This is a genomic window from Kribbella sp. NPDC031520, from assembly GCF_055580825.1.
The window spans coordinates 492,712-515,372 of record NZ_JBVIKS010000002.1 but is presented as its reverse complement, the minus strand read 5'-3'; the positions used below and the strand labels follow the sequence as shown (position 1 = coordinate 515,372).

Sequence of the window (22,661 nt, the reverse complement as noted above, 5' to 3'; positions counted from 1 at the left end):
GTTTCCGCAGGTCAGAGGCTGATTCCAGCGTCTTCGAGAGCCTGGCCGCCGTCAGGTTCCCAGTGGGTTGTGGGGGACCGGTCGGCGGCCAGTTCCGTCACAGCTCCGTGGGCCTCCATCGCGAAGAGACGGGAGAGCCGCGAGTCGACCGCCTTCCGCGCCCGCTCGTGGGATGAAGGAAGCATGTGGGTGACAGGCGCAGTGTGAACCCTGGATCGCCGTGTCCCAGATACTGCGCCAACTCCTTGATGTTCACGCCGTCCGCCAGGGTGATGCTCGCGTAGTAATGCCGCAGCGCATGCATCCCGTTCTCCCGACTGGGGTAGTACAGCCGCCTGCCGCGAGCGTCCTTTGTCGGCTCGGGTATGACGCCGGCGTGGAAGAGCGCCGGCTTCCACACGAGCTCGTCGTACGTCCGCGCCCGAATGTGCCTGTCGTCAGTCCAGCCGAACAGGACGGCGACCGTGTACGCTTTCCCGTCGACCTTCTCCCACGGCAAGGCGTACGGCCGAGGCGTCGAGCCCTCGATGTACTCAGTCAGCATCAAAGCCACGCCCTCCGACATCGGCACGGTCCTCGCGGCGTCGTTCTTCGGCAGACCGGAAGGCGCGGCCGCGCCGATGTGCGAACGCGCACTCCTATCCTTCGAGCATGGATGACCACGCAAAGCGAGTCTGCATGCCTCTCATGCGGGGGTGGACCGAGTTTGAGAACGATGCCGCGAGCTTGCTCGACCTCGCGCGGCTCGCCGAGCAGGCGTCCGATGCTCTCGACAACGCAAGCGCCCGCCTGCGTCAGCTGCTCAGAGCCGCAGCGAGCGACCTGGAGTTCGCCTACTACACGAGCGACCGGGAAGACCATCAGGAGGTCGGCCGGCAGATCCTGAGGCCTGTGATGGTTGAGATGGGCAACTGAGCCCGTGAATGTCCGCATCTGCCGCGATCCCCGACTGGCCATGTGCGGACGCGCCGTGCGAACACCTGGATAATCGCCGCATGGCGAAGTGGTGCTGCCCGTGCGGCAACCAGATCAGGTCCAGTGGCGCGATCCCAAACCCGCAGGAGTGGCACTTTCTTTCCGACGCCGGTCTGAGTGAACTCTTCGCCGATCACGTACAGGACGTCAGCCCCGAACACGTCCAAAGGCGAAGCCGATTCGCGTACCGATGCGATCAGTGCGGACGACTTCACGTCTCTGGGACGGCCTTGGTGAGTGGCCGCCAACCATCTACTCACCGGAGAGCACCTGAACCGGGTTCTTCGGTCGACCGCCGCGGATGATGCGATCCAAACTTCCGGATCTGCCGCATTCCGCGCTGTCATGCCGGGATCCTGGAAATGGTTCGCCAGGACCAGGGTCTCGCCGAACTGCTTGGGAAGTCTGCGAGTTTGACCCTCACGCGCGGTGCCCACGGCGAGCCTGTCCATCTGTCGTCCGGAGGTGCCTTGGAAGGCATAGCAGGTGACTTCGCTGGCGGCACGTTCTTCCTCCGCGGTGAACGCCGCTCGACCCGTCCGGTCTTGTATGCCAGTTCCGAAGGGCAAGCCAGCCTTATCGGCCAAGGCCTTGCCGAAGCTCTGGAGGCCATGATCGGGCTACCGTCCTGGTGGGACTGCCTGACGTTTTCAGGTGGCGGAGATCTGCTGACCATGCAGTCCGCTGCGGAGCACCTGCAGCGCGACGAGCCAGAGACGAGCAAGAGCTTGGTGCTCGGCGAGTTCAACTCGCAACAGCACTGTCGTTGGAGCTGGTGATTGTCCCGCTGCTGCTGGCCGCTTGCGCGATGCGGTGGCCCGCACCCACCTGACTTCGTCCTAACCGTCGAAAACTGGTGAGGAGTACGAGTCGCTGTTTGGGCCGTGGCTGCCGAGGCGCAATCCCTCCTGGAGTTGAGAAACCTCGGTTACAGCCGACGGCCGAACGCCAAGATCAGGTGGGCTGATCTGCCGCGATCCGCGCGTCATGCCGAATTCAGGGCGTTGGTTCCACTCGCGTGGCGTTGCGGTGCTCAGAGGTCAGGCCGGCGTGCGCAGTGCATCCAACGCGACAAGGCCCGGGTAGGTCTGTCGGGATGGGTACTGGCGGCGGTAGTAGCAAGACCAGTAGCTGGTCGCACGCTGTTTTGTGAGCGCCGCGTAGCACGGATTGTCGGCGAGGCAGGTTGCGAAACCCTCGGGCATGTTCGGGCGAGTCGGCAGACTCTCGAGGACGAAGCGCTCGACGTCGGCACAAATCTCGACGACGTACTCGCCGAGGAGTTGGACAACGAACGGGATGATGCAGGCGTCATCCGACGCAAGGATCCGGGACGCGAACTCTTGGCGGACGAATCCATCGTGATGCCGGGTGTAGATGCAGGACAAGACGAACAAGCGCTCGTCATCGAGCTGGCGGAGCAGCGGCTGCTCCGGCTGCGGGTTGTAGATCCTGGAGGGGATCGATACCCGTTCGCTCGCGAGACGGAGGCCCGGGTAGGCGCGTCCGTTGCTTGTCCCGATATCCCCAACTGGCTCGTAGGCGCTTGCCGGTAGCGACCCGATGACCTCCGATGCGGCGGAGTGCAGGCGCGATGGGAAGGCTCGCACCAGGGTCTCGGCCACCCGAAGACAATAGCCGCCACAACGCACTGACATGCCGCATCCCGCGCGGTCGCTGGGAGGAAGTTCGGACGGCGGAAGGATCAAGGTTCCAGAAGTGATGGATCCTCCCACACGTCCAGATAGCCAGGCGCGTAGATGAAGCGTGAGCCCGGCGGAAGATCCAACAGGCGGTCCAGGTCCGGGCATCGATGAAGGGCGTGCGACACGTGCCATGGCATGAAGAAGTCCGGGTCCTCTCGCAGTTCGCCCGTCCACAGATACCAACCAGTGGTGTCGGACTCGGGTACGTGCCGCAGCCCGTGCAACGGCCACTCCCACGGCTCGCCGTCGATCAGCGACCTGGAGGCCCCCAACTTCTCAGTGCTCGTCGGCTCCACACCTACATTGTCCTCGACAGACATCCGGACATGCCGCGATCCGTGCCTTTCGGCTGTCGCAGATCACCTGGCGGACGAGTGACGTCATTTCGCATCACGATTGATCCACGGCCACTGCCTGCCGGGTCATGTCGCGCCTCTGTTCATCGAACGTTCGACTGCGAAATGAAGCATCGCTCTGTCTGCTCGTCCCCAACGCACCCATAGCCAATACGGCTGGCCGCGCAACTGCTAGCGCCAACCTGTCAGTCGTCGGGGTCGGAGGTTGCAGCGATCGCGCTCTCGATGGCGTCGCTGATGATCATGCTGTGTCCCCGTTGGTAGGCGTCGCTCCACTCCGTGGGCGTCATGCTCGATCGCGCCGCTGCGTGGGCGTCTGCGACCTGGGCTTCCTGCTGGCGATCGCGGGCGACTCCTCGACGTTCACGTTCGGCGTCGGCGGCCCCCAACAGGATCGGCGCCCACCTTGGGAATCCGGCCTCAGCGAGTACGGCACTGTAGTCCACGGCGAGGAGGGCGAGGTTGAGGGCGCTTTCCATGCGCAGCGAGGGTTTCAAATGCGCGGACATCAGCTCGAGCGCTTCACTGGCGCGGCCGAGCTTACGCAGGATGAAAGCGATGTTGTGGTTGGCATGGGTTGTCATGTAGTCGCTACCGGCGGCGGAGGACACGTCGACCGCCTCGTGAAGCAGCTTCAGTGCGTGTTCCCAGTTCTCCTCGTCCATATCCACGAAAGCCATACGTGTCAGCACGAAGCCGAGAGTGAAACTGTCGGCCAATTCTCGTGCACGCAGTACGGAATCCTCCAAGGCGCTTCGGCCCTCGACTCGGTCCCCGAGCGCAACCTCCAGGCCGCCCAGGACCGCCAGAGCATTGGGCAACTCCGAGTCACCCAGCCTCCGCAGGATCTCGACGCTTCGACGGGCCGCCTCACGCCCCTCGAGCAGCTCCCCCTGAAGCTCCAGGATCTCGGCGTACTCGGCGAAACACCGGCCCAACTCTGCGGTCTCCCCTCCGGGCGGGGTCTCGATGCACGCCTCCAACCAGCGGCGAACTTCGGCGAGGTCATGGTGCTTCCACATCCACGCCACGCTGGACAGCAAGGCCAGCCCCATACTTCGACGCGATCGGGCGCCCGCCTCGGCCTCGCCGGCCGTGGCGCTAGCCCAGGCCAATACCTCCCGGAAGTTGTTCCGCTCCAGGTCGAACAGACCGGTCCAGCGCCGCACCTGCGCGGGGGTCGTCAGTATCCGGCGCGCCTCCAGCCGCTCGGCAACCTTCACATAGTGTGCGGCGTGCCGGCGACGCACGTCAGCGCCTTCGCCGGCTTGGGTGAGCTCCTCGACGGCGAATGACCGGACGGTCTCCAGCATCGCGAACCTAGGCTCGCCGTTGTCGTCGTCGGTGACTGTCGCCAGGTTGGCGTCGACCAGGTCAGCGACCAGATCGATCAATGGGGTGCCTCTGTCGGCGTCGTCCGCATGGATCGCCGCGAGAGCCTCGAGGTCCGCGCCGCCAGCGAACACGCCGAGTTGTCGGAACAGCAGACGCTGTTCTGCGGTGAGCAGGCCGTAGGACCAGTCGATGGTGGCCCGAAGTGAGGTGTGTCGGGCCGGTCGATCCACGTCGGAACCGCGCAGGTCGAGGGCCTGCGCGAGGCGCAGCAGCAGAGCGTGGGGTCCGAGCACGTTGATGCGTGCGGCGGCGAGCTCAATGGCCAGCGGCAGGCCGTCGAGGTGTCGACAGATCTCCGACACGTTCGTGGCGTTGGAGGATGTCAGGGCAAATGAAGGGCGCACGGCTCGGGCCCGCTCGACGAACAGCCGCACCGCCGCCGATGCCATAGCCGCCCCCAGGGTGTCCTCACTCGGGAGCGCGAGCGGTAACACGGCGTATTGACGTTCACTGGCCAGGTTGAGGGGGCGTCGCGAGGTCGCGAGCACGACGATCTCGGTGGTTGAGTGCAATAGCTTGTCCACGGCCGCAGCTGCACCGTCCATCTGTTCGAGGTTGTCCAGTACGAACACCGCCGACAGCGGTGCCACGGATTCGAAGAAGGCTGGCGGGGCGCGCCTCTCGGAGGGTAGACCGAGGACCTCCCCGATGCTGCTCCAGATGAGGCCGGGGCTTGTGAAGGCGGCCAACGATGCAAAGCAAACCCCGGCCGGGAACTGCTCGGCGACCTGACGTGCGGCCGCGATCGACAGCCGGGTCTTTCCCGACCCGCCCGGCCCCGTGAGCGTAACCAGGCGAACCTGTGGGTCCATCAACAAACTCACCAGATCGGCTACCTCGGTACGGCGACCCAGCAGAGGGGTGGTAGTGATTGGCAAGCTCACGCTGGTGCCGAGTGATTTCAGCGGCGGGAAGTCGACCGGCAAACCGGGGATCACGAGCTGGTACACGTGCTCTGGAGCGTCGAGGTCCTTCAATCGGTGCATGCCGAGGTCCCGCAGCGAAACTCTCAGCGGAAGCCGGCCAACGACCAGCTTCGCGGTCGCATCGGAGACCACAACCTGACCGCCATGGGCGGCAGCAGCGATCCGAGCGGCCCGGTGAACGTCGATCCCTACGTAGTCCGCACCGTGGACCCGAGGGGTGCCGGTGTGGATGCCCATGCGTACCCGAACCTGCTCGTCGTTTGGCCACTCGAGCCCGCCAAGAGCGACCTGTGCCTGCACCGCCGCGCCAACTGCGTCCTCCGCGGTTGAGAACACCACGAAGAAGCTGTCGCCCTCGGTGCCCATCTCCACGCCGCCGAACGCGGCCCATGCCGCCCGCTGGGCCAGTTGGTAGCGATCCAGAGCCTGCTCATACGCCCTGCCGAGGCGCGTCAACAGAAGCGTCGATCGCTCGACGTCGGAGAACAACATCGAGACCGTCCCAGACGGAAGCTCGGCCACGCTCCCATCATCACGCCACGAGAGCAGGCGCAACACTGCGCGCGCCGCGGCCGGCAGGAACTCGCTCGCCTTGCAAAACTCGGCAGATACGACACGGCAGCGGGGCGCACGCCCTTACGCGTGCTGTAGCCGCGATCCACACCACCGACAGCGGAAGGTGGTTAGGGAAAGCTGCGCTGGGCTCGTACTCTCGGGCTCCGGAGCACTATTCGGGCGGCTGACGCACGGTTTAGGGAAGTGCGGATCTCGGTAGACCACCCTCATCGAGCCTGTCGAGGCTCGAGGAGATCTACACCATCTTCGAAGGTACGTCGGAGATCCAGCGACTGGTCATCGCCCGAGCCATCCGGCATGCGCATCAGGTAGGAGTGTGATGTGGGGGAGTGAAGCAGACCCACACGTGCTACGCAGGCGCTCTGGTCGCTGTGCTCCTTCCCGCGCCCGCTGCGGGCGCTCACCCGCCCCCGGCTCAGCACCGGAGCATTTGTTGCCGGCTGGGACCGGCCGCACTCATCGCTGGGCTAGCGAACCCCACGTGCCTACCCTGCGATCTGTACCGCTAATTTGCTCTCACGCGTCTGGTGTCGTGTGCCCACATCGCGATCTCCACGCGGTTGCGGGCGCTGAGCTTGGTCATCAGCGATGCGACGTGGGACTTGACCGTGCTCAGGCCGACGAAGAGTTCGGTGGCGATCTCGGCGTTGGTCCGGCCCCGTGCCACCAGCGCGAGCACCTCCTCCTCGCGCTCGGTGAGCGGGGCGATGGGCTGGACCGGTACTACCGGCGCCTGGTCGGCGAAGGTCGCCAGCAGCCGGCGGGTGACGTTGGGGGCGATCAGCGCGTCCCCGTCGGCCGCCGCGTGGACGGCCTGCACGAGGAGCTCCGGACCGGCGTCTTTGAGCAGGAAGCCGCGGGCGCCGGCGCGGAGGGCGCCGAGGACGTACTCGTCGAGGTCGAAGGTGGTGATCACGACGACCGCCATCGGGTCCGTCACGTCCGGCCCGGCCAGGCGCCGCGTCACCTCGACGCCGTCGAGCCCGGGCATCCGGATGTCGACGAGGAGGACATCGGGACGCAGGCGGGTCGCCATGTCGAGCGCGGCGAGCCCGTCCGCTGCCTCCCCCACGACCTCGAGGTCGGGTTGTGCGCCGAGGATCATCACCAACCCGGTCCGGACCAGGTCCTGGTCGTCGGCCACGACAACACGGATGCTCATCCCAACGCCTCCACCGGCAGTACGGCCTCGACCACCCAGCCACCCGCGGGCCCCGGGCCCGCGGAGAGCGATCCGCCGAGGAGCTGGGCGCGTTCGGCCATGCCCAGCAGGCCGAACCCAGGCCCTGGAGCCGGCCCCGGCTCGGTCTGTCCGTCGTCGCTGACACGCAGCCTGACGGCGTCGCCCTCCCGGCGTACGTCGATCCCGACGCGGGTCGCGCTCCGGGCATGCCGTACGGCGTTGGTCAGCGACTCCTGCGCGAGGCGATAGAGCGCGGCGTCCACGGGTCGTGCCAGCCGGGTCAACGAACCGTCCAGCGAGACCTCGACGGTGGGCGTCGCGTCCGCGCGTGCCAGCGCAGGCAGGTCCGCGACACCCAGCTGCGGTGAGTAGGCGACGGCTTCCTCCTCACGCAGCACCCGCACCATGGATCTCATCTCCGCCAGGGTTCGCGACGCTTCAGACTCGATCGCGGCCAGGACCTGGACAGCCTTCTCAGGCTGGAGGCCGGCGACCACGCGGCCGGCCTGCGCCTGCACGGCGATGGCCGAGACGTGGTGGGCCACGGTGTCGTGCAGCTCGCGCGCCAGCGCCACCCGCTCCTGATTGCGGATCTCGCGCTGTCGGCGGCGCCAGAGGTCCGCGCGGTAGCGGAACACCACCGCGAGGGCGACGAGCAACAGCAAGAGGACAGTCCCGCCGAAAACGTCGGCCCGGCCCGCGGAGGAGGCGTACATCCCCAGTACGACGACGACTGTCACGAACGCCGTCCCCAAGACGATCTCCCGGCCTGAGCCCCACCGCACCAGGGAGTAGAGCAGGATCAGTACGGCCGCCATGGAGTCGAGGCCGAGGTCCCTGGTGTACGCAGTTAACTGGAGGACGGAGAGCAGCCCGGCGATGCCCCACCCGACCAGGGCGGCCATCAGGGGGCGGCCCCGCCGCCAAAGCAGGGTAGGCATCAGCGCCAGGGCGAGCACCGTCACAAGGGGTCGCCAGGCCAAGCCCGGCCGAGCGATGCCCTCTACCAAGGCGGCGGCCGCGAGTACGCCCACCAGCAGCCAGTCGAGCCGACCGACGGGTGGGGCGTCAGCAGGCCGCGGCTCATGCCAGATGGAGCGCCGAATGGTGACCACGGCTCCAGGGTAAGGATTGGCGCGCCTCGGCGTACCCGCCGAAAGAACTAGACAGAGACCATGCCATCGGCCAGGCGAACCCCAGCCTCCGGGCCGAGGCGCCCGCCGCCGGACCAGGCGATCGTGGACCTACCGATCCTCACACGACAACGGAGCCCATGATGAGAACACGTCAACCCAGCACCGCCACACTGGAAGACCAGCCGATCCCGGTGCGAGCCAAGCTCGCCGCAACGTGGACAAGCTTCATGTTCCTCTACGCCTACGTGGACATTCTCAACTTCTTCAGGCCCGGCGTCGTCGAAGACATCCTCGACGGCAAGGTCTTCAAGTTCGACCTCTCCCAGACCTTCTCGACCACGGCGCTGACCCTCGTGGCCATCCCGATCCTCATGATCGTGCTGTCGATGACGCTGCCCGCCAGGGTGAACCGCATCACGAACCTCATCGTGGCTTCGCTCTACGTCCCCGTCACGGCATTCAACGCGGTGGGCGGGGAGTGGCTGTACTTCTACGGCCTTGGAATCGTTCTGGAATTGATCCTTCTCGCCCTCGTCGTGCGGTTTGCCTGGACCTGGCCCCGCACCGCGCCGTCAGCGACCAGCCCGGACCGTGAAACCGTTCGCGCCCAACCGCAAGCGTGAACCCAACAGCAGTCCCGTCCTGCGAGGCCCCGGCAGCGCCGAGGTCGACGGAGCCCCAAGCGCAGCGCACCGAGAGCAGGCTCTGCTCGCAGGGCGGGACTCGATACAGGCCGCCCCCTAGCCGTGCCACCAGTCCACATCGGGGTTCAGCTCGGCGGCGAGTTCGCCGAAGACGAGGTCGTCCATCTCCAGGTAGCCGCTCGGGTCGACGAAGAACACTCCCCGCGCGAAGGCTTCGGCGAGAGTCGCGAACATCGCACCGATCGAGTTGAACTCGATCGGATGCTCAGACTCGTCAATCCAGAAGTGGCGCACCGGCCTCACCGCCGGCGAACTGAGGTCCAGGGCGTAGAAGTCACCGCCTCCGTTGGCGAAGATCGGGAGCCAGCCGGCCACCCAGCGCGAGTCGGTGACGAATGCCCGGTAGTTCGCGACCGCGTCCTCGAGCGACAGCAGATAGAAACCCGGAAAGAGCTGGATGTCGTCGAGGGCCGCGACGTCCGCCGTCGACGTGCCGTTTCTCCACCCGTAGAGCGCTTCCAACTCGGGTGGAGCGGTCAGGCCGATCAGACCTAGAACGTCCTGCACCTTCCCGGCGGGCACACCGGGCTGCAAAGATTGCCGTAGGACGTCCCTGTCGAGGCGCTGCAGGGCCTTCTCGATCGCGGCGAGGGCTGCCGGAAGGTCGTCGGTCATCACGGTCCAAAGATTACGTCGTAGTCATCACCTGGTTGCACACTGGAGTCCTGGTAGAACCGGCTGAGGACTCCGCCCTGGTAATCCTGCTCTGCTTTCGGCACCGCGCGCACGAAGGCGCCGGAACCGCCTTGCGCCGAGGAGGCGAAGGGGTACTCGTCCAGCGATTGTCCAGCAGGCGCGGGAGCCTGGCCACGCAAGGCGGCCCGACGGTTCGCAACCCGCGCCGCCGAGCCGACACGAGTCAGTCGCGTCGGCGCACCGCTGGCGACCGCATGGTCGAAGTTCTGCGCGATGCCGGGAGCACGGCCCCGGCTGAACACGACGGCTGGCAACTCCTCTGCGGCGGCTTTCCCAACCCGGAGGCTACCGCCGATACCAGCTACCCCGACAACGTCGATGGCAGCGTTGACAACGGCGGAGGCGCAGGAGCCCTTAGGGCTTGTGCATTGGTCGACGGCGATGGCGATTCCGGTGCCGGCAGCAACAACGCCGGCAGTGATTGCTACGGCTCCGATGAATGGGGCGGCGGGCGCGCACACGACGGTGGCGGCACAGACGATCGCTGCGACGCCGGCGACCGCGGACACGGTTTCGGAGACTCGGTGGACTGTGTTGAGGACGCCACGCCACGTCCAGGTGCCCAGCGGGTCTGTGTTGGTGAGCGGGTTGGCGTTGGCGTAGCCGTAGGGGTCGCCGCTGCCGCCGGGGTCGAGGCTGGTGAATTGGCCGGATGTGGGGTCGTATTGGCGCGCTCTGAGGTGGTATTGGCCGTTGTCGGAGTACTCCGACAGCCATTGGCGTGGGTTGGCTGGTGCGTTCGGGGTCTACCTTGACGGTGTTCTTCGCGTTGCCGTAGGGCTCCCACTGGTAGGTCCATTGGAGTGCGCCGGTGGGGTCGGTGAGAGCCAGTGGTGAGTCCTGGGCGTCCGGAAGGTAGTAGTACGTGCCGCCGTTGGTGCCCGCAGTGGTCATGCTGATCAGGTCGAGCCCGTAGGTGTAGCGCCGGATGGTGTTGTTCGCGCCGTCGCGTTCGAGCGCGAGGTCGTAGCTGACCGGATCCCAGATGAACTCCGTCGCGGCGGTGGAGGAGGAGGTCGCGGCCAGGCGGCGCCCGTCTCCGTCATAGCTGTAGGTCGTCGTATTGCCGGCGGTGGTGCTTGAGGTCATGCGCCCTGCGGCGTTGTAGGATGCGAGACCTCACCAACTGGGTACGAACCGTGGGGCATTTCCGTGGACAACAGAACCGCCACCAAGAACGCACCCATGGCGACCTGCGCAACATGATCGCCCACGGCAGCCCGCACCTGACCAGCCCCGTCGCCGCGGCCAACGAACTACGCGCAGCGGCCGAGATCATCAACCAACTCTGGGGACATCCGACACCCAACGGGAAGTTTTGCCCAGCACGCGGACGCGGCACATCATCGCCATCGGCTGGTCCGAGGACGGCGGCATCCAGATCGTCGACGCTCACCGGCTCGGTGACGAACCCGGGGTCCGACTGGAACTACGTCATTGTCAGAGCGTCGAGATGCTGGAGCTCTATCGCAGCATCGGCACCGAGGTCCTCACCCGGCAGGAGGCCACGGGCCGGCGTGCGAAGGTCATCACGCAGCTGACCGGTTTGCTTGTACGACGGGTGTCCGAGTCAGTCCTGGGTGGCTTCGGTGAAGAAGTCCGGTGGTGCTTGCAGGTCGTGGGCGCGGAACAGGACGGCGTGTTCGACGCCCATGGCCTTGCCGCTCATCGCGGTGAACATGGGGATGAGGTCCGCGGGGGCCGGATGGCCCGGGAGTGCGGCCAGGTACGCGGCGTGCGCTTCGAGCGAGGCGATGCCGCGGCGTAGCGGTTCACCCGTGACGTCGACGCCGTGGCTGGCGGAGCCGGCGAGTCCGGGGACGAGGTACCAGCGGGCGGAGTGGGGTTCGAGGTTCTCGTCGTCGACCTGTTCGGGGAAGACCCATCGGTTGCCGGCGTCGCGTACGGCATCGAGTGTGGCGAGGCCGGCCGCGCGATGGTCGGCCTGGTCGAAGCCGAAGGGCGTCTCGATGTCGTATCCGGTGCCGAGGACGACGTCGGGTTTGAACCGGCGGATCTCTCGGCAGATGTCGCGGCGGAGGTCGAGGCCGTAGACGAGTACGCCGTCGGGATGTTCGAGGACGGTCAGGTGCTGGACGCCCACGAGGTCGCAGGCCGCCTGCTGTTCGGCGACGCGCAGCCGGGCCGTTTCGTCGGGATGGTTCGGCATGCCCGCTTCGCCGCGGGTGAGCAGGAGATAGCCGACCTCGATACCGCGCGCGGTCCAGCGAGCGACGGCTGCGGACGTGCCGTACTCCATGTCGTCAGGGTGCGCGACGACGCACAACACACGCTGAAACGATTCCTCGGGCAAGGCAGGCAACGTCATACCCGCCATCTTTCCACGCCAGGTATCCACCGCCCCGACCCAGTAGGCCAGGGGAACGAGGGGTGCGCCGGGCCGGGACTGTCGAGGTAGGCAGAACCTAGAGAAGGACGCGCAGAACCCGACGATGCCCTGCTCGAATACGTGGAGGGCGGCGTCCCGCACAATTGGTAGCGCCCGAGCCCGTTGTGCAGGACGGCGTCGGCGTACGTCGCGAACGCCGCCATCCGGCGTCGAGCTCGCCGTCCCGCCGTACTACCTGATCGACTGGCGCGCCCGGGTCCGTAGCCGCCGAGGTGGACGCCGAGCAGCGCGAGCTCCGTGGTCCTGCCCCGGATGCCGGGCTTCAGCAACGCGCGGACGCGTTCAGCAGGTTGGTGTTCAGCAGGCCGAGCTGCGCGGACACGATCGCCAGCGCGACCGCAAGGAGCATCAGCCACCACGAGTCGCGCAGGAACGCCGCGGTGACGACGCCGCCGAGCGTCATCAAGTTGGCGATCAGCACGACAGTGTAGAACCCCGGCCGTCGCCGCTGCAGACCCAGACGGCGGATCTCCCGCGCCAGGTCCGCGTAGCCGCTGGTGGCCCGGCTCATAGCGGTACTTCGCACGCTGGTGGCCGTGCCTGAACTCCTTTGACCAGCCCTCGCCGCCGCGTCGGCCGTCAGGCCGTCACGTTGGCGAGGACCGGGGTCGCGGCTGCGAGGTGACCGCCGTCGGTCTCCCAGGCGTCTTCAGGCGATGGCCCGGCTGTCAGTGACTCACTCGAGGGCCCGGCGCCGGAACCCGCCGAAGCCGGCACCAGGTCTTGCGCATGGATCCGGTTGCCCTCCTTGGCAGCAAGCGTCAACGCAGCAGCGGCCGCAGCTGCTGCGGTACCTGGCGGGATGACACCCAGGTCCACGCGCGCACCGGCTCTGCCGGCCAGGGCAATCAGCAATCCGGGCGGCTGGCTGGCGAAGAATCCCAGATGCACGACCCGCCCGTCGACGGCCAGGCGGCGCGGATGGCTGTCCCAGTCGCCGCGGTAGAGCATGATGCGGGTGATCGGCCCGCGCAGCGTGTCGACGGCCAGGACGAGGCCGGGGATCTCGGCGACCGGATCTGTCGAGCGCGGCCACCAGCCCCCGTCCAGCAGGCCTTTCGATCCTGCGGGGCGCAATCGCAGTCGTGGCGTCGACGGTGCGGACGCGGACCTGACTGTCCTGCCGTCGCGGGCAATGACGGTCATCGCGACAACCTCAATCCTTACCGCGGCGGACCAGGCGGCGCAGCTGGGTCATCCGGGCCGCGCCGATCGACGTGGCCAACACGGCAGCGGCGACACCGGCGATGAACAACGCGAGCGCGAGCGGCACGGAGCCGTTCAGCCACAAGAAGTTGACCGCGACACTGCCGGTGTTCTGCAGCATGAAGACGATCAGGACGACGAAACCGATCACAGTGACGCAGATCCCGAGCCAGGCACCGCTGATCCGGGTGCGCGGCACCCGGGCCGGCAACGGTGTGACGAGTTCGTCGACCGCCGAGGGCGGTGTGTCGACTACCGGGGGCTTGGGCGCGTTGCGCGTGCGGTGAAGTACCGACATGACATCTCCCACGAAGGGCCGGTGTGGCTGGCAGCCTCAAGGCGGGATGTCGTCGATGCCGGAACTACATCCCACAGTACGCCGGTTCCAACCAGAAAGCCCCTCGCGGCACCTCGAAGCCGCAAATCCAGAGCCGCACCAGGATCGCGACAGCGATCGGCATCCTCATCGAGCTTCACATGCTGAGGCCCGAAGAACCTGGTCGAGTTGGCTGACGCGGCGTGATGGTGGCGACCTGGGCTTTGGCTGTGCCACGCTGCAGGTATGTCCAGCCATGTCATCCGAGACCACGACGGCGTCCGGGAGTCGGATGCACCGCCCACAGGTGTTCAGGTCGCTGCCACGTTGGAGGTAACCACGGTCGACGGGCGCCGCGTGACTTTCCACGTTGTCGAAGGGCTGGGCGAACTGCGATACATGGTCGGGCTCGGTGGGGCGCTGCACATTCTCGCCGGTGAACAGGTCGTCCAGACGTTCGGACCGGTCTACTGGGCCACCGTCAGTGGCGACGCGGTGCAGGTCAAGGACGCCGAAGGCTACTGGCCGAGCAGGACGTAGGGCCACCCAGCGGTCCGACGTGGCTCACCCGTCAATCACAACTGGAACCCGCGTGGTCCCGCTGCGGACAACTGACCGACGGCTCAGAGCTACTGCCCCGATGGATGAACAAGCGCCGTCAGCATGCGCCGCCGCCACCGCCCAGCGAGGTTGGTGCAGAGAGGACCTTGCTTCGGTCCAGATCGTGGGTCTTCCAAGCACCGCGCTCTACGTCATCGCGTTGGTCACCTGGGGCGGGTGTGAGACTCTGCATCCGCAGGCACGAGCCCGCAACCACTGTCTTGCCGAGCAGGTAGACTGAGGAAGACTCCGGAGCGATGGCATTCCAGGTGGCATGTCGGGAACCCCCGCAGCCCCACGAGGCGATGCCCGATGTCCATCCCCTTCTCTGTCCCGGGCGGCGCAGCTCGCCGCTGTGCCGCGGATCGTGATCTCCTCGACCTGTTCGCCGAGATCATGTCCGCTCGCGCGGCCGATCGGCAGGCGCGAAACCAGCGGCGCCCGGACGTCCCCTCCCGCAGCGACGCCAATCGCCTCGCCTTGTCACTCGGTGCCTACGCCAAAGCGCTGGAGCAGTACCGGCTTCCCCTGCCCCGGGTGATTCGCGACGAGCTCCGGCTGCGCAGTGGGTTGCCGTCATGAACGGCATGGAACACGTCCGGACGCTGGACGCGCACGCGGACTGGACGCTGCGGACCTTCCCGCTCCCCGGACACGTGATGGTCCTGACGCCAACGGGCTGGCGCCGAGGCTGGCTGCTCGCTCGCGACAACGGCCAAGCCGGCTGGAGCGGGCTGGTGCAGTACGAGCTCGGCGACGCGGAGGTCACCGAGTACCTAGCGGCTGACCACATCGCTTCACCTGACCTCTGGCTCACAAGTGAGCCGACATCGGATGAACAACGAGATCAGTCTACTGGCACCCGCAGTTGACCTCGGACAGAACTCGACTCCCAACAGCGGCAACGATTTCGCGCCGCTGTAACGCCGGATCAGGAACGCCGGGCTCCTCGAGCGGTATGTGAGAGCCGCTGGGAGCACCCGGAGAAGCAGATACGCATTTCTCGTAAGGTCCACGGTCAACTCCTCGTCGACGGGAGCTGGCCGTGCGGGACGGGGTGAACACCGAGACGCTGCGCTACTACGAGCGCCGCGGTCGGCGAGGGGTTCGAGATCAGCTGCCGGGCGGCGCAACTCGGCCGGCTCTGGACTGACCTGGCTGCTCGCGTTCAGGGTAGGTGACGATCGATCCGCCGCAGCAGCCGTCCGACGACGGGCAGCCGGTGCCAGCCGCGAGCCATCACCCGGCCTCGCACGCTGCGTACACCATCGCGGACGCGCGCCGACCGCGACGGCCGCAGTTCGTCCTCACGCTCGACGGCCCGCCGCTGCAGATACCGGGCACACCCCAGACATACGCCGACCTCTGGGTGCTCACCCAACCGGATCAAGTCACGCTCATCGAACTCGGCACCACAGCACCAACACGCAGGCTTGGACTGCTGGAACGACTCCTCGGCAACGGTCACAGCGCCCATCATCTGCCCGCGGCCGAGAACCGGCCAGCACCAGGCCCGGTACTCCGCCGCCGCGGTTCCGAGGACGATCGTCAACGTGCATTGACGCAGCCTGGGCGTCAAGTTACGTTGACGATATGGGTGTGGACGTCGAGGAAAGCAGGCGGCTGATGAACGCGGCGACCAGCGACAGGCCCGAGGTTGGACTCGCCGCGGTGGTCGCGCTGCGGCAACTGGTCGAGGTCCTCGAGGAACTACAGGTCGAGCAGGCCCGGCAGGCCGGCTGGTCCTGGCGCGACATCGCCCGCCGCCTCGGAGTGTCCAAGCAGGCAGTGCACCACAAGCACGGACACACGCTCCGGCGATCAGAGGCGCCCCGATGAACGACTGGCTCCGCCGCCAGCTCCGCGCCGCCGTCGGCGACGACGGAAGCGGCCGCATGTGGGATCGGCTGACCCCGGACGGGCGACAAGTCATCCGTCACGCACTCACCGAAGCCCGCTCCCTCGGGCACTCCGGCCTGGCCGACGAGCACCTCCTGCTGGGCATCCTCCGCCACGGCAACAGCCAGGCAGCGACCCTCCTCAAAGCCCACGGGCTAGATCTCGCGAGCGCCCGGGCCGAACTGCTGAACCACGAACCGACCATCACAGGGACAGACGCATCCGGCGCTCTGCGGGCCTTCGGCGTCAACCTCGACCACGTCCGGCAGCGCCTCGAAGAAACCTTCGGCCCGGACGCGGTCCAAGCCGCCGAACGACGAGTCCGCCGCCGCCCCCGCTGGCGCGGCGGACACCCAGGACCCGACCCGCTGTGCTTCCACATCCTCACCAAACGTGCCTTCGAACTCGCCGCCCAATTCGCCGCCGGCCGCGGTGATACCACGATCAGCCCGAACCACCTGCTGTACGGCGTACTCCAAGACGCCCTCGACCCACTCGGCACGCAACTCAGCCGCCGCAGCCGCCGGCAACTGACCACGCTCGGCTTCGCACCCGGACGCGCCAACCCGGTACGACTCCAACTCGAAGCACACGGCATCCAACTCCAACAACTCGCAGCCCAGCTCGCCACAGCAAGCTGAGCCCCGCGAATTGACAGAGCTCAGTGAATGAACCCTTCCCACTTCAACTCGTAGCGCGACGCAGGCTCAGTGCAGGCCGTTCCGTACCGGGAAGTGGATGACGACCACGCCGCCGGTGGCGTAGTTGGGGACGTCGGCAGTTACCTGGCGGCCCTGGGGGGACGACCTTGCCGCGGTCATTGCTGCGGCGTCGGCGAACTCGGCTTCGAAGACCGCGAAGTACGGCGGCTGTCCCTGCGTCGCTGCTACGTCGAAGCTGTAGCGCCAGGCAAGCAGGCCGGGCATGCGCGTGACCAGCGGGAGGTGCGTGTTCACGTAATAGTCGCGGAAGTGGTCGGGATCGGTGGGTTCGGGATACAGGACCAGCAGCTTGTGCATGCAACCTCCGTTCAGCGCCTCATGAAGCGCTTCGGAAAACGAATCAACGGGGGCCCACGATAGTGTGTCTGATATCGAAGCAGCAAGAGGGGACGGGACGACGGATGGCGACACCCAGGCCAGGACGGGCGGTCCGCGGGTCGAGTACTGGCCGGCCGCTGATGGCCGCCCTCGATCTGTTCGGCCGTAGGTGGAACCTGCGGATCGTCTGGGAACTGCGAGACGGGCCGGTCGGGTTCCGCGCGTTGCAGGAGCGCTGCGACAACATGTCCTCCAGCGTGCTGCGGCAACGGCTGACCGAGCTGCTCGACGCTGCCCTCGTCGAGCAGCATCCGGACACCACCTACGCCCTCACCGAGCTGGGTCACGGCGTCCACCGCGCGCTGCGCCCGCTCGGCCGGTGGTCCGCGGAGTGGGCCGCGACCCTCTCAGCATCCGGCTCCGAGGATGCTCGCCAGCGCTTCTGATATCGAAGCCCAGCCGTCCTTCTGAGTGTGCGTTGACGGAGGCGTCACGGCAGCCTCGCCCGAGTACGACAGCCGCGGGCAGAGCACGACAGCCGCAGGCAGGCCATGCGGCCGAGCAGTCGAACCAGTCCGCCGTACGCGCAGGCCGGGCGACCGATTCCAGCGGGATCGCCTCGACTGACCGTGCCGGCTGGAGCCCAGCTGCTCCTCAGGTGAATCGTCGCGCCGGGAGTATGGTCGCAGGAGCGCTGTGCGTTGCAGGGCTGGTCCGGAGGGGGATCGAGATGGCTGGCTTCGATGGTGTGTCCGCGCACAGCGGTGAACCACATCGTGCGGGGCTCGCCGGGCGGCTGAACTGGCTTCGTGCTGGGGTCTTGGGTGCCAACGACGGAATCGTGTCGACAGCGGGACTCGTCGTGGGTGTGGCCGGAGCGACCACGTCGGCGACCGCGATCCTGACAGCGGGTGTAGCGGGTCTGACTGCCGGTGCGGTGTCGATGGCGCTGGGCGAGTACGTCTCGGTGAGCAGCCAGCGTGACACGGAGCGAGCCCTGTTGGCGAAGGAACGGGCCGAGCTGGCCACGTCACCGGAGGAGGAGCTCGCCGAGTTGACCGCTATCTATGTAGCGAGGGGTTTGCGGCCCGAGACGGCGAAGCTGGTGGCGACTGAGTTGACCGAGCAGGATGCGTTGAGCGCGCACGCCGAGGCAGAGCTCGGTATTCGCCCCGACGAGTTGACCAACCCGTGGCACGCGGCCGGAGCCTCCGCTCTCGCATTCACGGTGGGCGCGTTACTGCCGCTGATCGCGATCCTGCTCCCGGGGCCCGGGAGCCGCGTACCGGTCACCTTCGCCGTCGTCCTGCTTGCTCTCGCCGGAACGGGAGCCTTGAGCGCGCACCTGGGTGAGGCCCGCCGGCCGCCCGCCGTCGCCAGGCTCGTCGTGGGCGGCGCCTTGGCGATGGCGATCACGTACGGTCTGGGCCAACTGGTCGGCTCAACCGCCCTCTGAAACACCTGGCCCTTCCAGTTGTTGGGTCGAGCTGAGCCACGCGCGGCGGGCGGCTGGTAGGGCGATGGCGAGGGCGGGTACGCACCAAAGCCAGAAGCCCCAGCCGAAGAGCATGAGGGCCAGGTGGAATGTGATGACGGCGGCGTAGCCGAGGCGGCGGGCCTTGACCAGGAGGACGGCGATGGTGAGTTCGGTGGCCGCCAGGAGGAGGGCCCACAGGGTGGGGTGGGCCATGAAGATGTGCTGCCATGCGTCTGTGGTCCAGCTGAAGAGCGCTGCGTCGGCGAATCCGTCGTACGAGCGTGGGGTGGTGAGTGCCAGGACGACGTGGATGGCGGCGCCGGTCGTGAAGAGGGTGACGAAGGCCTTGTGTACGACGCGCCAGATGGTTGCCGACGGCATCTGTGCGGCCGGCGTGGTCATGTCAGCCTCCGGTGGCGGGCGAGTTTGTCGACACCCGACGGGCACGAGCTTGTGCTTCAGGCCGGCTCTTTCTCGGTCAGATGGATGCCGGTGGCGGGCGTCAGCAATGAGCGCAGCCGGCTGACGAAGCGGGCGGCGGGGGCGCCGTCGACGACGTCGTGGTCGAGGCTGATGGTCAGTTGCAGGAACTCGCGTTCGACGAGTACGCCCTGGAAGAAGATCGGTCGCCGGGCGATACCGCCGACGACGATGCTGAGGGTGTGCAGCTGGAAGGCGATGCCCCAGCCGGCGCCGGCGCCGAACATCCCGACCGCGGTCACACCAACGGTTCCGGCCAGCGCCCGTTGCCGATTCGGCAGCCGGTGCAGGGCGCCGAGCAGTGCGACGCGGACGAAGCCGGGCAGTAGCAGGTAGGCGTGCACCCACGGCTCCTTGCGGACCGACGGGCTCAGGTGCGGATCGGCTTTGACCGCGTGCATCTCCCGATGCAGGTCTTCGACCGTACGGCGGCCCGCATCGCGCAGGACATGCGTGAACGCGAACGGCTTCCCGTCCACGTCGACCTCGACGGGCAGCCCGATGTCGACCTGGTCGAACACGACCTCCCGGCCGCGCAGGTCGCGGTACGCCTGGACGCTCGGATCCGCGGCGACCGCGGCGGCGATGCAGTGGATCACGAACGCGGTGAAGAGCCGCTCGTTGCCGTCGCGGCGAAGGGCCGCCCGTGCCGAGGTTACGTCGACCTCGAACAGACCGTGGATCGCATGCCGGCGGCGTGCGGCGCGGCCGGCGTCGATCACCAGTTGCCGCACCCACGGCACTGCCCTGACCTGTGCGCCCACGGTCCACCTCCGAAGCCGATCCCACCCCGATCTCATCAAGAGCATCGGCCACCGGGCCCATCGCCCGCACCGGCCGATCGGTCCGTTCGAGCCGGGACCTTGGGCCCCAGGTTCAGCCGTGGGCGGACCGATCGGGCAGATCACGGCGGTCACAGGCCGGAGGGGTCTTTCGGCCCTACGAGCGGCGCGCGGTCCGCGGTTGGCTCGAAGGGCATGGACTCGTCGAGTCGAGGGAGAAGGATCATGCGGTACGTCGAACCCGTTGACCCGGGGAGTCCGGTCGAGGTCAAGCCACGGTACGAGAACGTCAACGGTGGCGCGCACGCGGCCAAGGACGGCCCGGGTACGAAGTCCGCCGAGCGTATTACGGCCACCGCGGCCGCTCGGCAGGCGATCCGTCATCTGAGCGACGGCCGTGGCGCGCCGGTGATGCTCGTCCAGTCCGGAGACTGCCGCGACACAAGCACGCCGAAGTGCTACCCGGAGAACGAGTTCCTGGTCGGTCCGGGCGACCTGCTGCTCGGTGAGATCGAGGGCAGCCCGTTCTACCTCGACCGGCGCCTCGACCAGGCCTGGGGCGACACGACCCTCCTGCTCGACGTCGCTCCCGGCGGACCGGAGGGTTTCTCCCTCCCCGCCGGGCTCGGCGGCCACTTCGTCACCCGATCCACAACCCGTTCTGTCGAAAGGACCATCATGAAGGCAGCAGTTGTCACCGATTTCCGTAAGCCTCTGGAGATCCAGGAACTCCCTGTACCCGATCCCGGGCCCGGCGAGGTTCTGGTCCGGATGGAGACCAGTGGGCTGTGCCATACCGACATCCACGCCGCGCACGGCGACTGGCCGGTGAAGCCGACGCCGCCGTTCGTTCCCGGTCACGAAGGCATCGGCGTCGTCGAACAGCTCGGTGCCGATGTCACCGAACGCGCGGTGGGCGACCGGGTGGCTATCGCTTGGCTCGGATACGCGTGCGGCAAGTGCCGGTACTGCATCGGTGGCTGGGAGACGCTCTGCCTCGAGCAGCGTAACTCCGGTTACTCGGTCAACGGCAGCTTCGCCGAGTACGCCGTCGTACCCGCGGCCTTCGCGACGCCGGTGCCGGACGCGGTCTCCTCCCGGGACGCGGCCCCGCTGACGTGCGCCGGCGTGACGACGTACAAGGCGATCAAGGTCGCGCACGTGGAGCCGAACGAGACGGTGGCGATCTTCGGAGTCGGCGGCCTGGGGCATCTCGCCCTGCAGTACGCGCGGATCGTCGGTGGCGTCACGATCGGGGTCGACGTCGAGGACGCGAAACTGGAGATGGCGAAGGAACTCGGCGCGGATCACGTCGTGAACGCTGCGAAGGTCGATCCGGTGGCGGCGATCCAGGCGCTGGGCGGTGCCGACGTCGCGGTCGTGCTGGCGGCGAATCCGCGGGTGTTCGACCAGGCCTTCCAGGCGCTGCGGCGCGGCGGGCGGCTGGTCTGCGTGGCGTTGCCCGCGGACGACGGAGCGATGAACGTGCCGATCTTCGACACCGTCCTGAACGGCAAGAGCGTGATCGGCTCGATCGTTGGTACCCGCAACGATCTCGCCGACGTGTTCGCCCTGCACGCCGCCGGCCGGACCCGGGTGATCGCCGTCGACCGCAAGCTCGACGACGTCAACCAGTCCATCGCGGACGTACTGGCCGGAGACATCCCGGCCCGCGTGGTCTTCCAGTTCTGATGAACACGGTGGTCGGCTGAAGACCAAGGGCTTCACGGGGAGGGCGTGATGGGCACGAAGCATCGTACGGGGGAGCTGTGGGTGCTCATGCTCGTACGCCGGCTCGTCGATCCGCACGGGACCGAACGGCAGGGGCTCGCGCACGTCGTGATCGGCACTCCGGCCGGTGCTCAGGTGACCGTCTGGCTCGACCCGCACTCCGCTGAACCGCCGTCGCCTCCGCGGCTGGGATGCCGACTGGCGCACCGTCGCGCGCCGCTGGATCCGCGGCCAGAAATGAGCCGGTCCCGACCTCGCTAACAGATCGTGCAGCAAGACGTGCCGTAGGCGGGACCTTTGACTCTGCTGTGCGGACGTCGTACGGCCGAGCCTGGGGGTGACGGACGACTGACGGGAGAACGTGATGAGTACTGTGACCTACCCGGTTCGGGTGGACGGGGCGCTCGACGAGCGGCTGAATCGGTGGTTGTGGTTGGTGAAGTGGGTGCTGGTGATTCCGCACCTGCTGGTGCTCGCGGTGCTGGGGATCGCGTTCGCGGTGCTGAGCTTCGTGGCGTTCTTCGCGATTCTGTTCACCGGGCGGTATCCGCGCTGGATCTTCGACTTCAACGTCGGAGTCCTGCGCTGGTGGTGGCGCGTGCAGTTCTACGCGTACGGCGCACTCGGAACGGACAAGTATCCGCCGTTCACGTTGCACGACGTACCGGACTACCCCGCGCATCTCGAGGTCAACTACCCGGAGCACCTGTCCCGCGGACTCGTGCTGGTGAAGTGGTGGCTGCTGGCGATCCCGCACTACCTGGTGGTCGGGTTCTTCGTCGGCACTGGTACGTGGTTCGCCTCGCAGGCCGATGATCGGGCCTGGGGCTGGAGTGGTGGGCTTGTCGGGCTCCTCGTCCTGGTGGCCGCGATCGTGCTGCTGTTCACCGGGCGGTACCCGCGAGCGGTCTTCGACCTGGTCCTCGGGATGAACCGCTGGGCGCTCCGTGTCGCGGCGTACGCCGGCCTGATGGTCGACCAGTACCCGCCGTTCCGCCTGGACCAGGGCGGCGACGACCCCGGTACAACGAACCTCGGCCAGCCCCCCAGCGACTGAGAGGAAGGCC

Annotated in this window: 29 protein-coding genes and 1 pseudogene; 13 read left to right on the top strand and 17 right to left on the bottom strand. The window is 67.3% G+C overall.

Annotated features, from left to right (window positions below):
- Positions 1 to 97 precede the first annotated feature (97 nt).
- Entirely contained in the window at positions 98 to 565 is a 468-nt protein-coding gene (locus ACZ5BU_RS11190) for a hypothetical protein (RefSeq protein WP_465697712.1), read from the bottom strand.
- Positions 566 to 651: 86 nt separating this feature from the next.
- Here ACZ5BU_RS11190 and ACZ5BU_RS11185 point away from each other — a divergent pair, with 86 nt between their 5' ends.
- Together ACZ5BU_RS11185 and ACZ5BU_RS11180 are read left to right on the top strand one after the other, a co-directional pair.
- Positions 652 to 915, top strand: coding sequence for a hypothetical protein (locus ACZ5BU_RS11185; RefSeq protein WP_465697710.1), 264 nt, complete (start codon positions 652 to 654; stop codon positions 913 to 915).
- A 422-nt stretch (positions 916 to 1,337) separates the two neighbouring features.
- The gene (locus ACZ5BU_RS11180; protein WP_465697708.1) at positions 1,338 to 1,754 is read left to right on the top strand and encodes a hypothetical protein; all 417 of its coding nucleotides are present in this window, start codon (positions 1,338 to 1,340) and stop codon (positions 1,752 to 1,754) included.
- A gap of 261 nt (positions 1,755 to 2,015) precedes the next feature.
- On the opposite strand, the gene ACZ5BU_RS11175 is transcribed toward ACZ5BU_RS11180, so the two are convergent.
- From ACZ5BU_RS11175 to ACZ5BU_RS11155, 5 genes are all read right to left on the bottom strand, one after another.
- Positions 2,016 to 2,600, bottom strand: coding sequence for a hypothetical protein (locus ACZ5BU_RS11175; protein WP_465697706.1), 585 nt, complete (start codon positions 2,598 to 2,600; stop codon positions 2,016 to 2,018).
- Between the two features lie 80 nt (positions 2,601 to 2,680).
- Positions 2,681 to 2,977, bottom strand: a complete 297-nt coding sequence (locus tag ACZ5BU_RS11170) for an immunity protein Imm33 domain-containing protein (protein ID WP_465697704.1) — start codon at positions 2,975 to 2,977, stop codon at positions 2,681 to 2,683.
- 245 nt (positions 2,978 to 3,222) lie between these two features.
- A complete protein-coding gene (locus tag ACZ5BU_RS11165) occupies positions 3,223 to 5,880 on the bottom strand; it encodes an ATP-binding protein (protein ID WP_465697702.1) in 2,658 nt (885 codons plus the stop codon).
- Between the two features lie 559 nt (positions 5,881 to 6,439).
- Positions 6,440 to 7,096, bottom strand: coding sequence for a response regulator (locus ACZ5BU_RS11160; protein ID WP_465697700.1), 657 nt, complete (start codon positions 7,094 to 7,096; stop codon positions 6,440 to 6,442).
- Positions 7,093 to 8,232 carry a sensor histidine kinase gene (locus tag ACZ5BU_RS11155; RefSeq protein WP_465697698.1) on the bottom strand — a complete coding sequence of 380 codons (1,140 nt, stop codon included), beginning with the start codon at positions 8,230 to 8,232 and terminating at the stop codon, positions 7,093 to 7,095. Before ACZ5BU_RS11155 ends, ACZ5BU_RS11160 begins: the two co-directional genes overlap by 4 nt.
- Before the next feature lie 161 nt (positions 8,233 to 8,393).
- Here ACZ5BU_RS11155 and ACZ5BU_RS11150 point away from each other — a divergent pair, with 161 nt between their 5' ends.
- Positions 8,394 to 8,876 (top strand): DUF6326 family protein, encoded by a 483-nt coding sequence (locus ACZ5BU_RS11150; protein WP_465697696.1) that lies wholly within the window; start codon positions 8,394 to 8,396, stop codon positions 8,874 to 8,876.
- 117 nt (positions 8,877 to 8,993) lie between these two features.
- On the opposite strand, the gene ACZ5BU_RS11145 is transcribed toward ACZ5BU_RS11150, so the two are convergent.
- The 7 genes and pseudogenes from ACZ5BU_RS11145 to ACZ5BU_RS11115 all read right to left on the bottom strand — a co-directional run bounded on the left by ACZ5BU_RS11145 (position 8,994) and on the right by ACZ5BU_RS11115 (position 13,567).
- Entirely contained in the window at positions 8,994 to 9,572 is a 579-nt protein-coding gene (locus ACZ5BU_RS11145; RefSeq protein ID WP_465699242.1) for an SMI1/KNR4 family protein, read from the bottom strand.
- A complete protein-coding gene (locus ACZ5BU_RS11140; protein ID WP_465697694.1) occupies positions 9,572 to 10,162 on the bottom strand; it encodes a NucA/NucB deoxyribonuclease domain-containing protein in 591 nt (196 codons plus the stop codon). The genes ACZ5BU_RS11145 and ACZ5BU_RS11140 overlap by 1 nt, the downstream gene beginning before the upstream one ends.
- A 63-nt stretch (positions 10,163 to 10,225) precedes the next feature.
- Positions 10,226 to 10,366, bottom strand: a pseudogene (locus ACZ5BU_RS11135) (RHS repeat-associated core domain-containing protein); the annotation flags it as partial.
- An 857-nt stretch (positions 10,367 to 11,223) separates the two neighbouring features.
- Complete coding sequence (locus tag ACZ5BU_RS11130; RefSeq protein WP_465697692.1) at positions 11,224 to 11,982, bottom strand: PIG-L deacetylase family protein; 759 nt, start codon at positions 11,980 to 11,982, stop codon at positions 11,224 to 11,226.
- 343 nt (positions 11,983 to 12,325) lie between these two features.
- The gene (locus ACZ5BU_RS11125) at positions 12,326 to 12,574 is read right to left on the bottom strand and encodes a hypothetical protein (protein ID WP_465697690.1); all 249 of its coding nucleotides are present in this window, start codon (positions 12,572 to 12,574) and stop codon (positions 12,326 to 12,328) included.
- 68 nt (positions 12,575 to 12,642) lie between these two features.
- Positions 12,643 to 13,209, bottom strand: coding sequence for a DUF5994 family protein (locus ACZ5BU_RS11120; RefSeq protein ID WP_465697688.1), 567 nt, complete (start codon positions 13,207 to 13,209; stop codon positions 12,643 to 12,645).
- Positions 13,210 to 13,219: 10 nt separating this feature from the next.
- Positions 13,220 to 13,567 carry a LapA family protein gene (locus ACZ5BU_RS11115; RefSeq protein WP_465697686.1) on the bottom strand — a complete coding sequence of 116 codons (348 nt, stop codon included), beginning with the start codon at positions 13,565 to 13,567 and terminating at the stop codon, positions 13,220 to 13,222.
- 264 nt (positions 13,568 to 13,831) lie between these two features.
- Here ACZ5BU_RS11115 and ACZ5BU_RS11110 point away from each other — a divergent pair, with 264 nt between their 5' ends.
- The 3 genes from ACZ5BU_RS11110 (at position 13,832) to ACZ5BU_RS11100 (ending at position 15,057) form a co-directional block, all read left to right on the top strand.
- Complete coding sequence (locus ACZ5BU_RS11110) at positions 13,832 to 14,125, top strand: hypothetical protein (RefSeq protein ID WP_465697684.1); 294 nt, start codon at positions 13,832 to 13,834, stop codon at positions 14,123 to 14,125.
- A gap of 372 nt (positions 14,126 to 14,497) precedes the next feature.
- The gene (locus tag ACZ5BU_RS11105; RefSeq protein ID WP_465697682.1) at positions 14,498 to 14,767 is read left to right on the top strand and encodes a hypothetical protein; all 270 of its coding nucleotides are present in this window, start codon (positions 14,498 to 14,500) and stop codon (positions 14,765 to 14,767) included.
- Positions 14,764 to 15,057 carry a hypothetical protein gene (locus tag ACZ5BU_RS11100; RefSeq protein ID WP_465697680.1) on the top strand — a complete coding sequence of 98 codons (294 nt, stop codon included), beginning with the start codon at positions 14,764 to 14,766 and terminating at the stop codon, positions 15,055 to 15,057. The genes ACZ5BU_RS11105 and ACZ5BU_RS11100 overlap by 4 nt, the downstream gene beginning before the upstream one ends.
- Positions 15,058 to 15,353: 296 nt before the next feature.
- Here the strand turns inward: ACZ5BU_RS11100 and ACZ5BU_RS11095 are convergent, their stop codons facing one another.
- Positions 15,354 to 15,764, bottom strand: coding sequence for a hypothetical protein (locus ACZ5BU_RS11095; protein WP_465697678.1), 411 nt, complete (start codon positions 15,762 to 15,764; stop codon positions 15,354 to 15,356).
- 14 nt (positions 15,765 to 15,778) lie between these two features.
- On the opposite strand from ACZ5BU_RS11095, the gene ACZ5BU_RS11090 reads away from it, so the two are divergent.
- Both ACZ5BU_RS11090 and ACZ5BU_RS11085 read left to right on the top strand, forming a co-directional pair.
- On the top strand, positions 15,779 to 16,024 hold the full coding sequence (locus ACZ5BU_RS11090) for an RNA polymerase subunit sigma-70 (protein ID WP_465697676.1): 246 nt from the start codon (positions 15,779 to 15,781) through the stop codon (positions 16,022 to 16,024).
- Positions 16,021 to 16,725 (top strand): Clp protease N-terminal domain-containing protein, encoded by a 705-nt coding sequence (locus ACZ5BU_RS11085; RefSeq protein ID WP_465697674.1) that lies wholly within the window; start codon positions 16,021 to 16,023, stop codon positions 16,723 to 16,725. The genes ACZ5BU_RS11090 and ACZ5BU_RS11085 overlap by 4 nt, the downstream gene beginning before the upstream one ends.
- Positions 16,726 to 16,791: 66 nt before the next feature.
- Here ACZ5BU_RS11085 and ACZ5BU_RS11080 read toward each other — a convergent pair whose 3' ends face one another.
- The gene (locus ACZ5BU_RS11080) at positions 16,792 to 17,103 is read right to left on the bottom strand and encodes an EthD family reductase (protein WP_465697672.1); all 312 of its coding nucleotides are present in this window, start codon (positions 17,101 to 17,103) and stop codon (positions 16,792 to 16,794) included.
- A gap of 104 nt (positions 17,104 to 17,207) precedes the next feature.
- Here ACZ5BU_RS11080 and ACZ5BU_RS11075 point away from each other — a divergent pair, with 104 nt between their 5' ends.
- Both ACZ5BU_RS11075 and ACZ5BU_RS11070 read left to right on the top strand, forming a co-directional pair.
- The gene (locus tag ACZ5BU_RS11075; protein ID WP_465697670.1) at positions 17,208 to 17,570 is read left to right on the top strand and encodes a winged helix-turn-helix transcriptional regulator; all 363 of its coding nucleotides are present in this window, start codon (positions 17,208 to 17,210) and stop codon (positions 17,568 to 17,570) included.
- Positions 17,571 to 17,854: 284 nt separating this feature from the next.
- Complete coding sequence (locus tag ACZ5BU_RS11070; protein WP_465697668.1) at positions 17,855 to 18,580, top strand: VIT1/CCC1 transporter family protein; 726 nt, start codon at positions 17,855 to 17,857, stop codon at positions 18,578 to 18,580.
- Here the strand turns inward: ACZ5BU_RS11070 and ACZ5BU_RS11065 are convergent.
- Both ACZ5BU_RS11065 and ACZ5BU_RS11060 read right to left on the bottom strand, forming a co-directional pair.
- Positions 18,566 to 19,003: a hypothetical protein gene (locus ACZ5BU_RS11065; protein ID WP_465697666.1), complete on the bottom strand. Its 438-nt coding sequence runs from the start codon at positions 19,001 to 19,003 to the stop codon at positions 18,566 to 18,568. The two genes, ACZ5BU_RS11070 and ACZ5BU_RS11065, sit on opposite strands and share 15 nt — an antisense overlap.
- 56 nt (positions 19,004 to 19,059) lie before the next feature.
- Positions 19,060 to 19,845, bottom strand: coding sequence for a 2-oxo acid dehydrogenase subunit E2 (locus ACZ5BU_RS11060; protein ID WP_465697664.1), 786 nt, complete (start codon positions 19,843 to 19,845; stop codon positions 19,060 to 19,062).
- Positions 19,846 to 20,088: 243 nt separating this feature from the next.
- Here ACZ5BU_RS11060 and ACZ5BU_RS11055 point away from each other — a divergent pair, with 243 nt between their 5' ends.
- The 3 genes from ACZ5BU_RS11055 (at position 20,089) to ACZ5BU_RS11045 (ending at position 22,651) form a co-directional block, all read left to right on the top strand.
- Positions 20,089 to 21,555 carry a DUF779 domain-containing protein gene (locus ACZ5BU_RS11055; protein WP_465697663.1) on the top strand — a complete coding sequence of 489 codons (1,467 nt, stop codon included), beginning with the start codon at positions 20,089 to 20,091 and terminating at the stop codon, positions 21,553 to 21,555.
- A gap of 48 nt (positions 21,556 to 21,603) precedes the next feature.
- Positions 21,604 to 21,855 (top strand): hypothetical protein, encoded by a 252-nt coding sequence (locus tag ACZ5BU_RS11050; RefSeq protein ID WP_465697661.1) that lies wholly within the window; start codon positions 21,604 to 21,606, stop codon positions 21,853 to 21,855.
- A gap of 103 nt (positions 21,856 to 21,958) precedes the next feature.
- Complete coding sequence (locus tag ACZ5BU_RS11045; RefSeq protein ID WP_465697659.1) at positions 21,959 to 22,651, top strand: DUF4389 domain-containing protein; 693 nt, start codon at positions 21,959 to 21,961, stop codon at positions 22,649 to 22,651.
- Positions 22,652 to 22,661 lie beyond the last annotated feature (10 nt).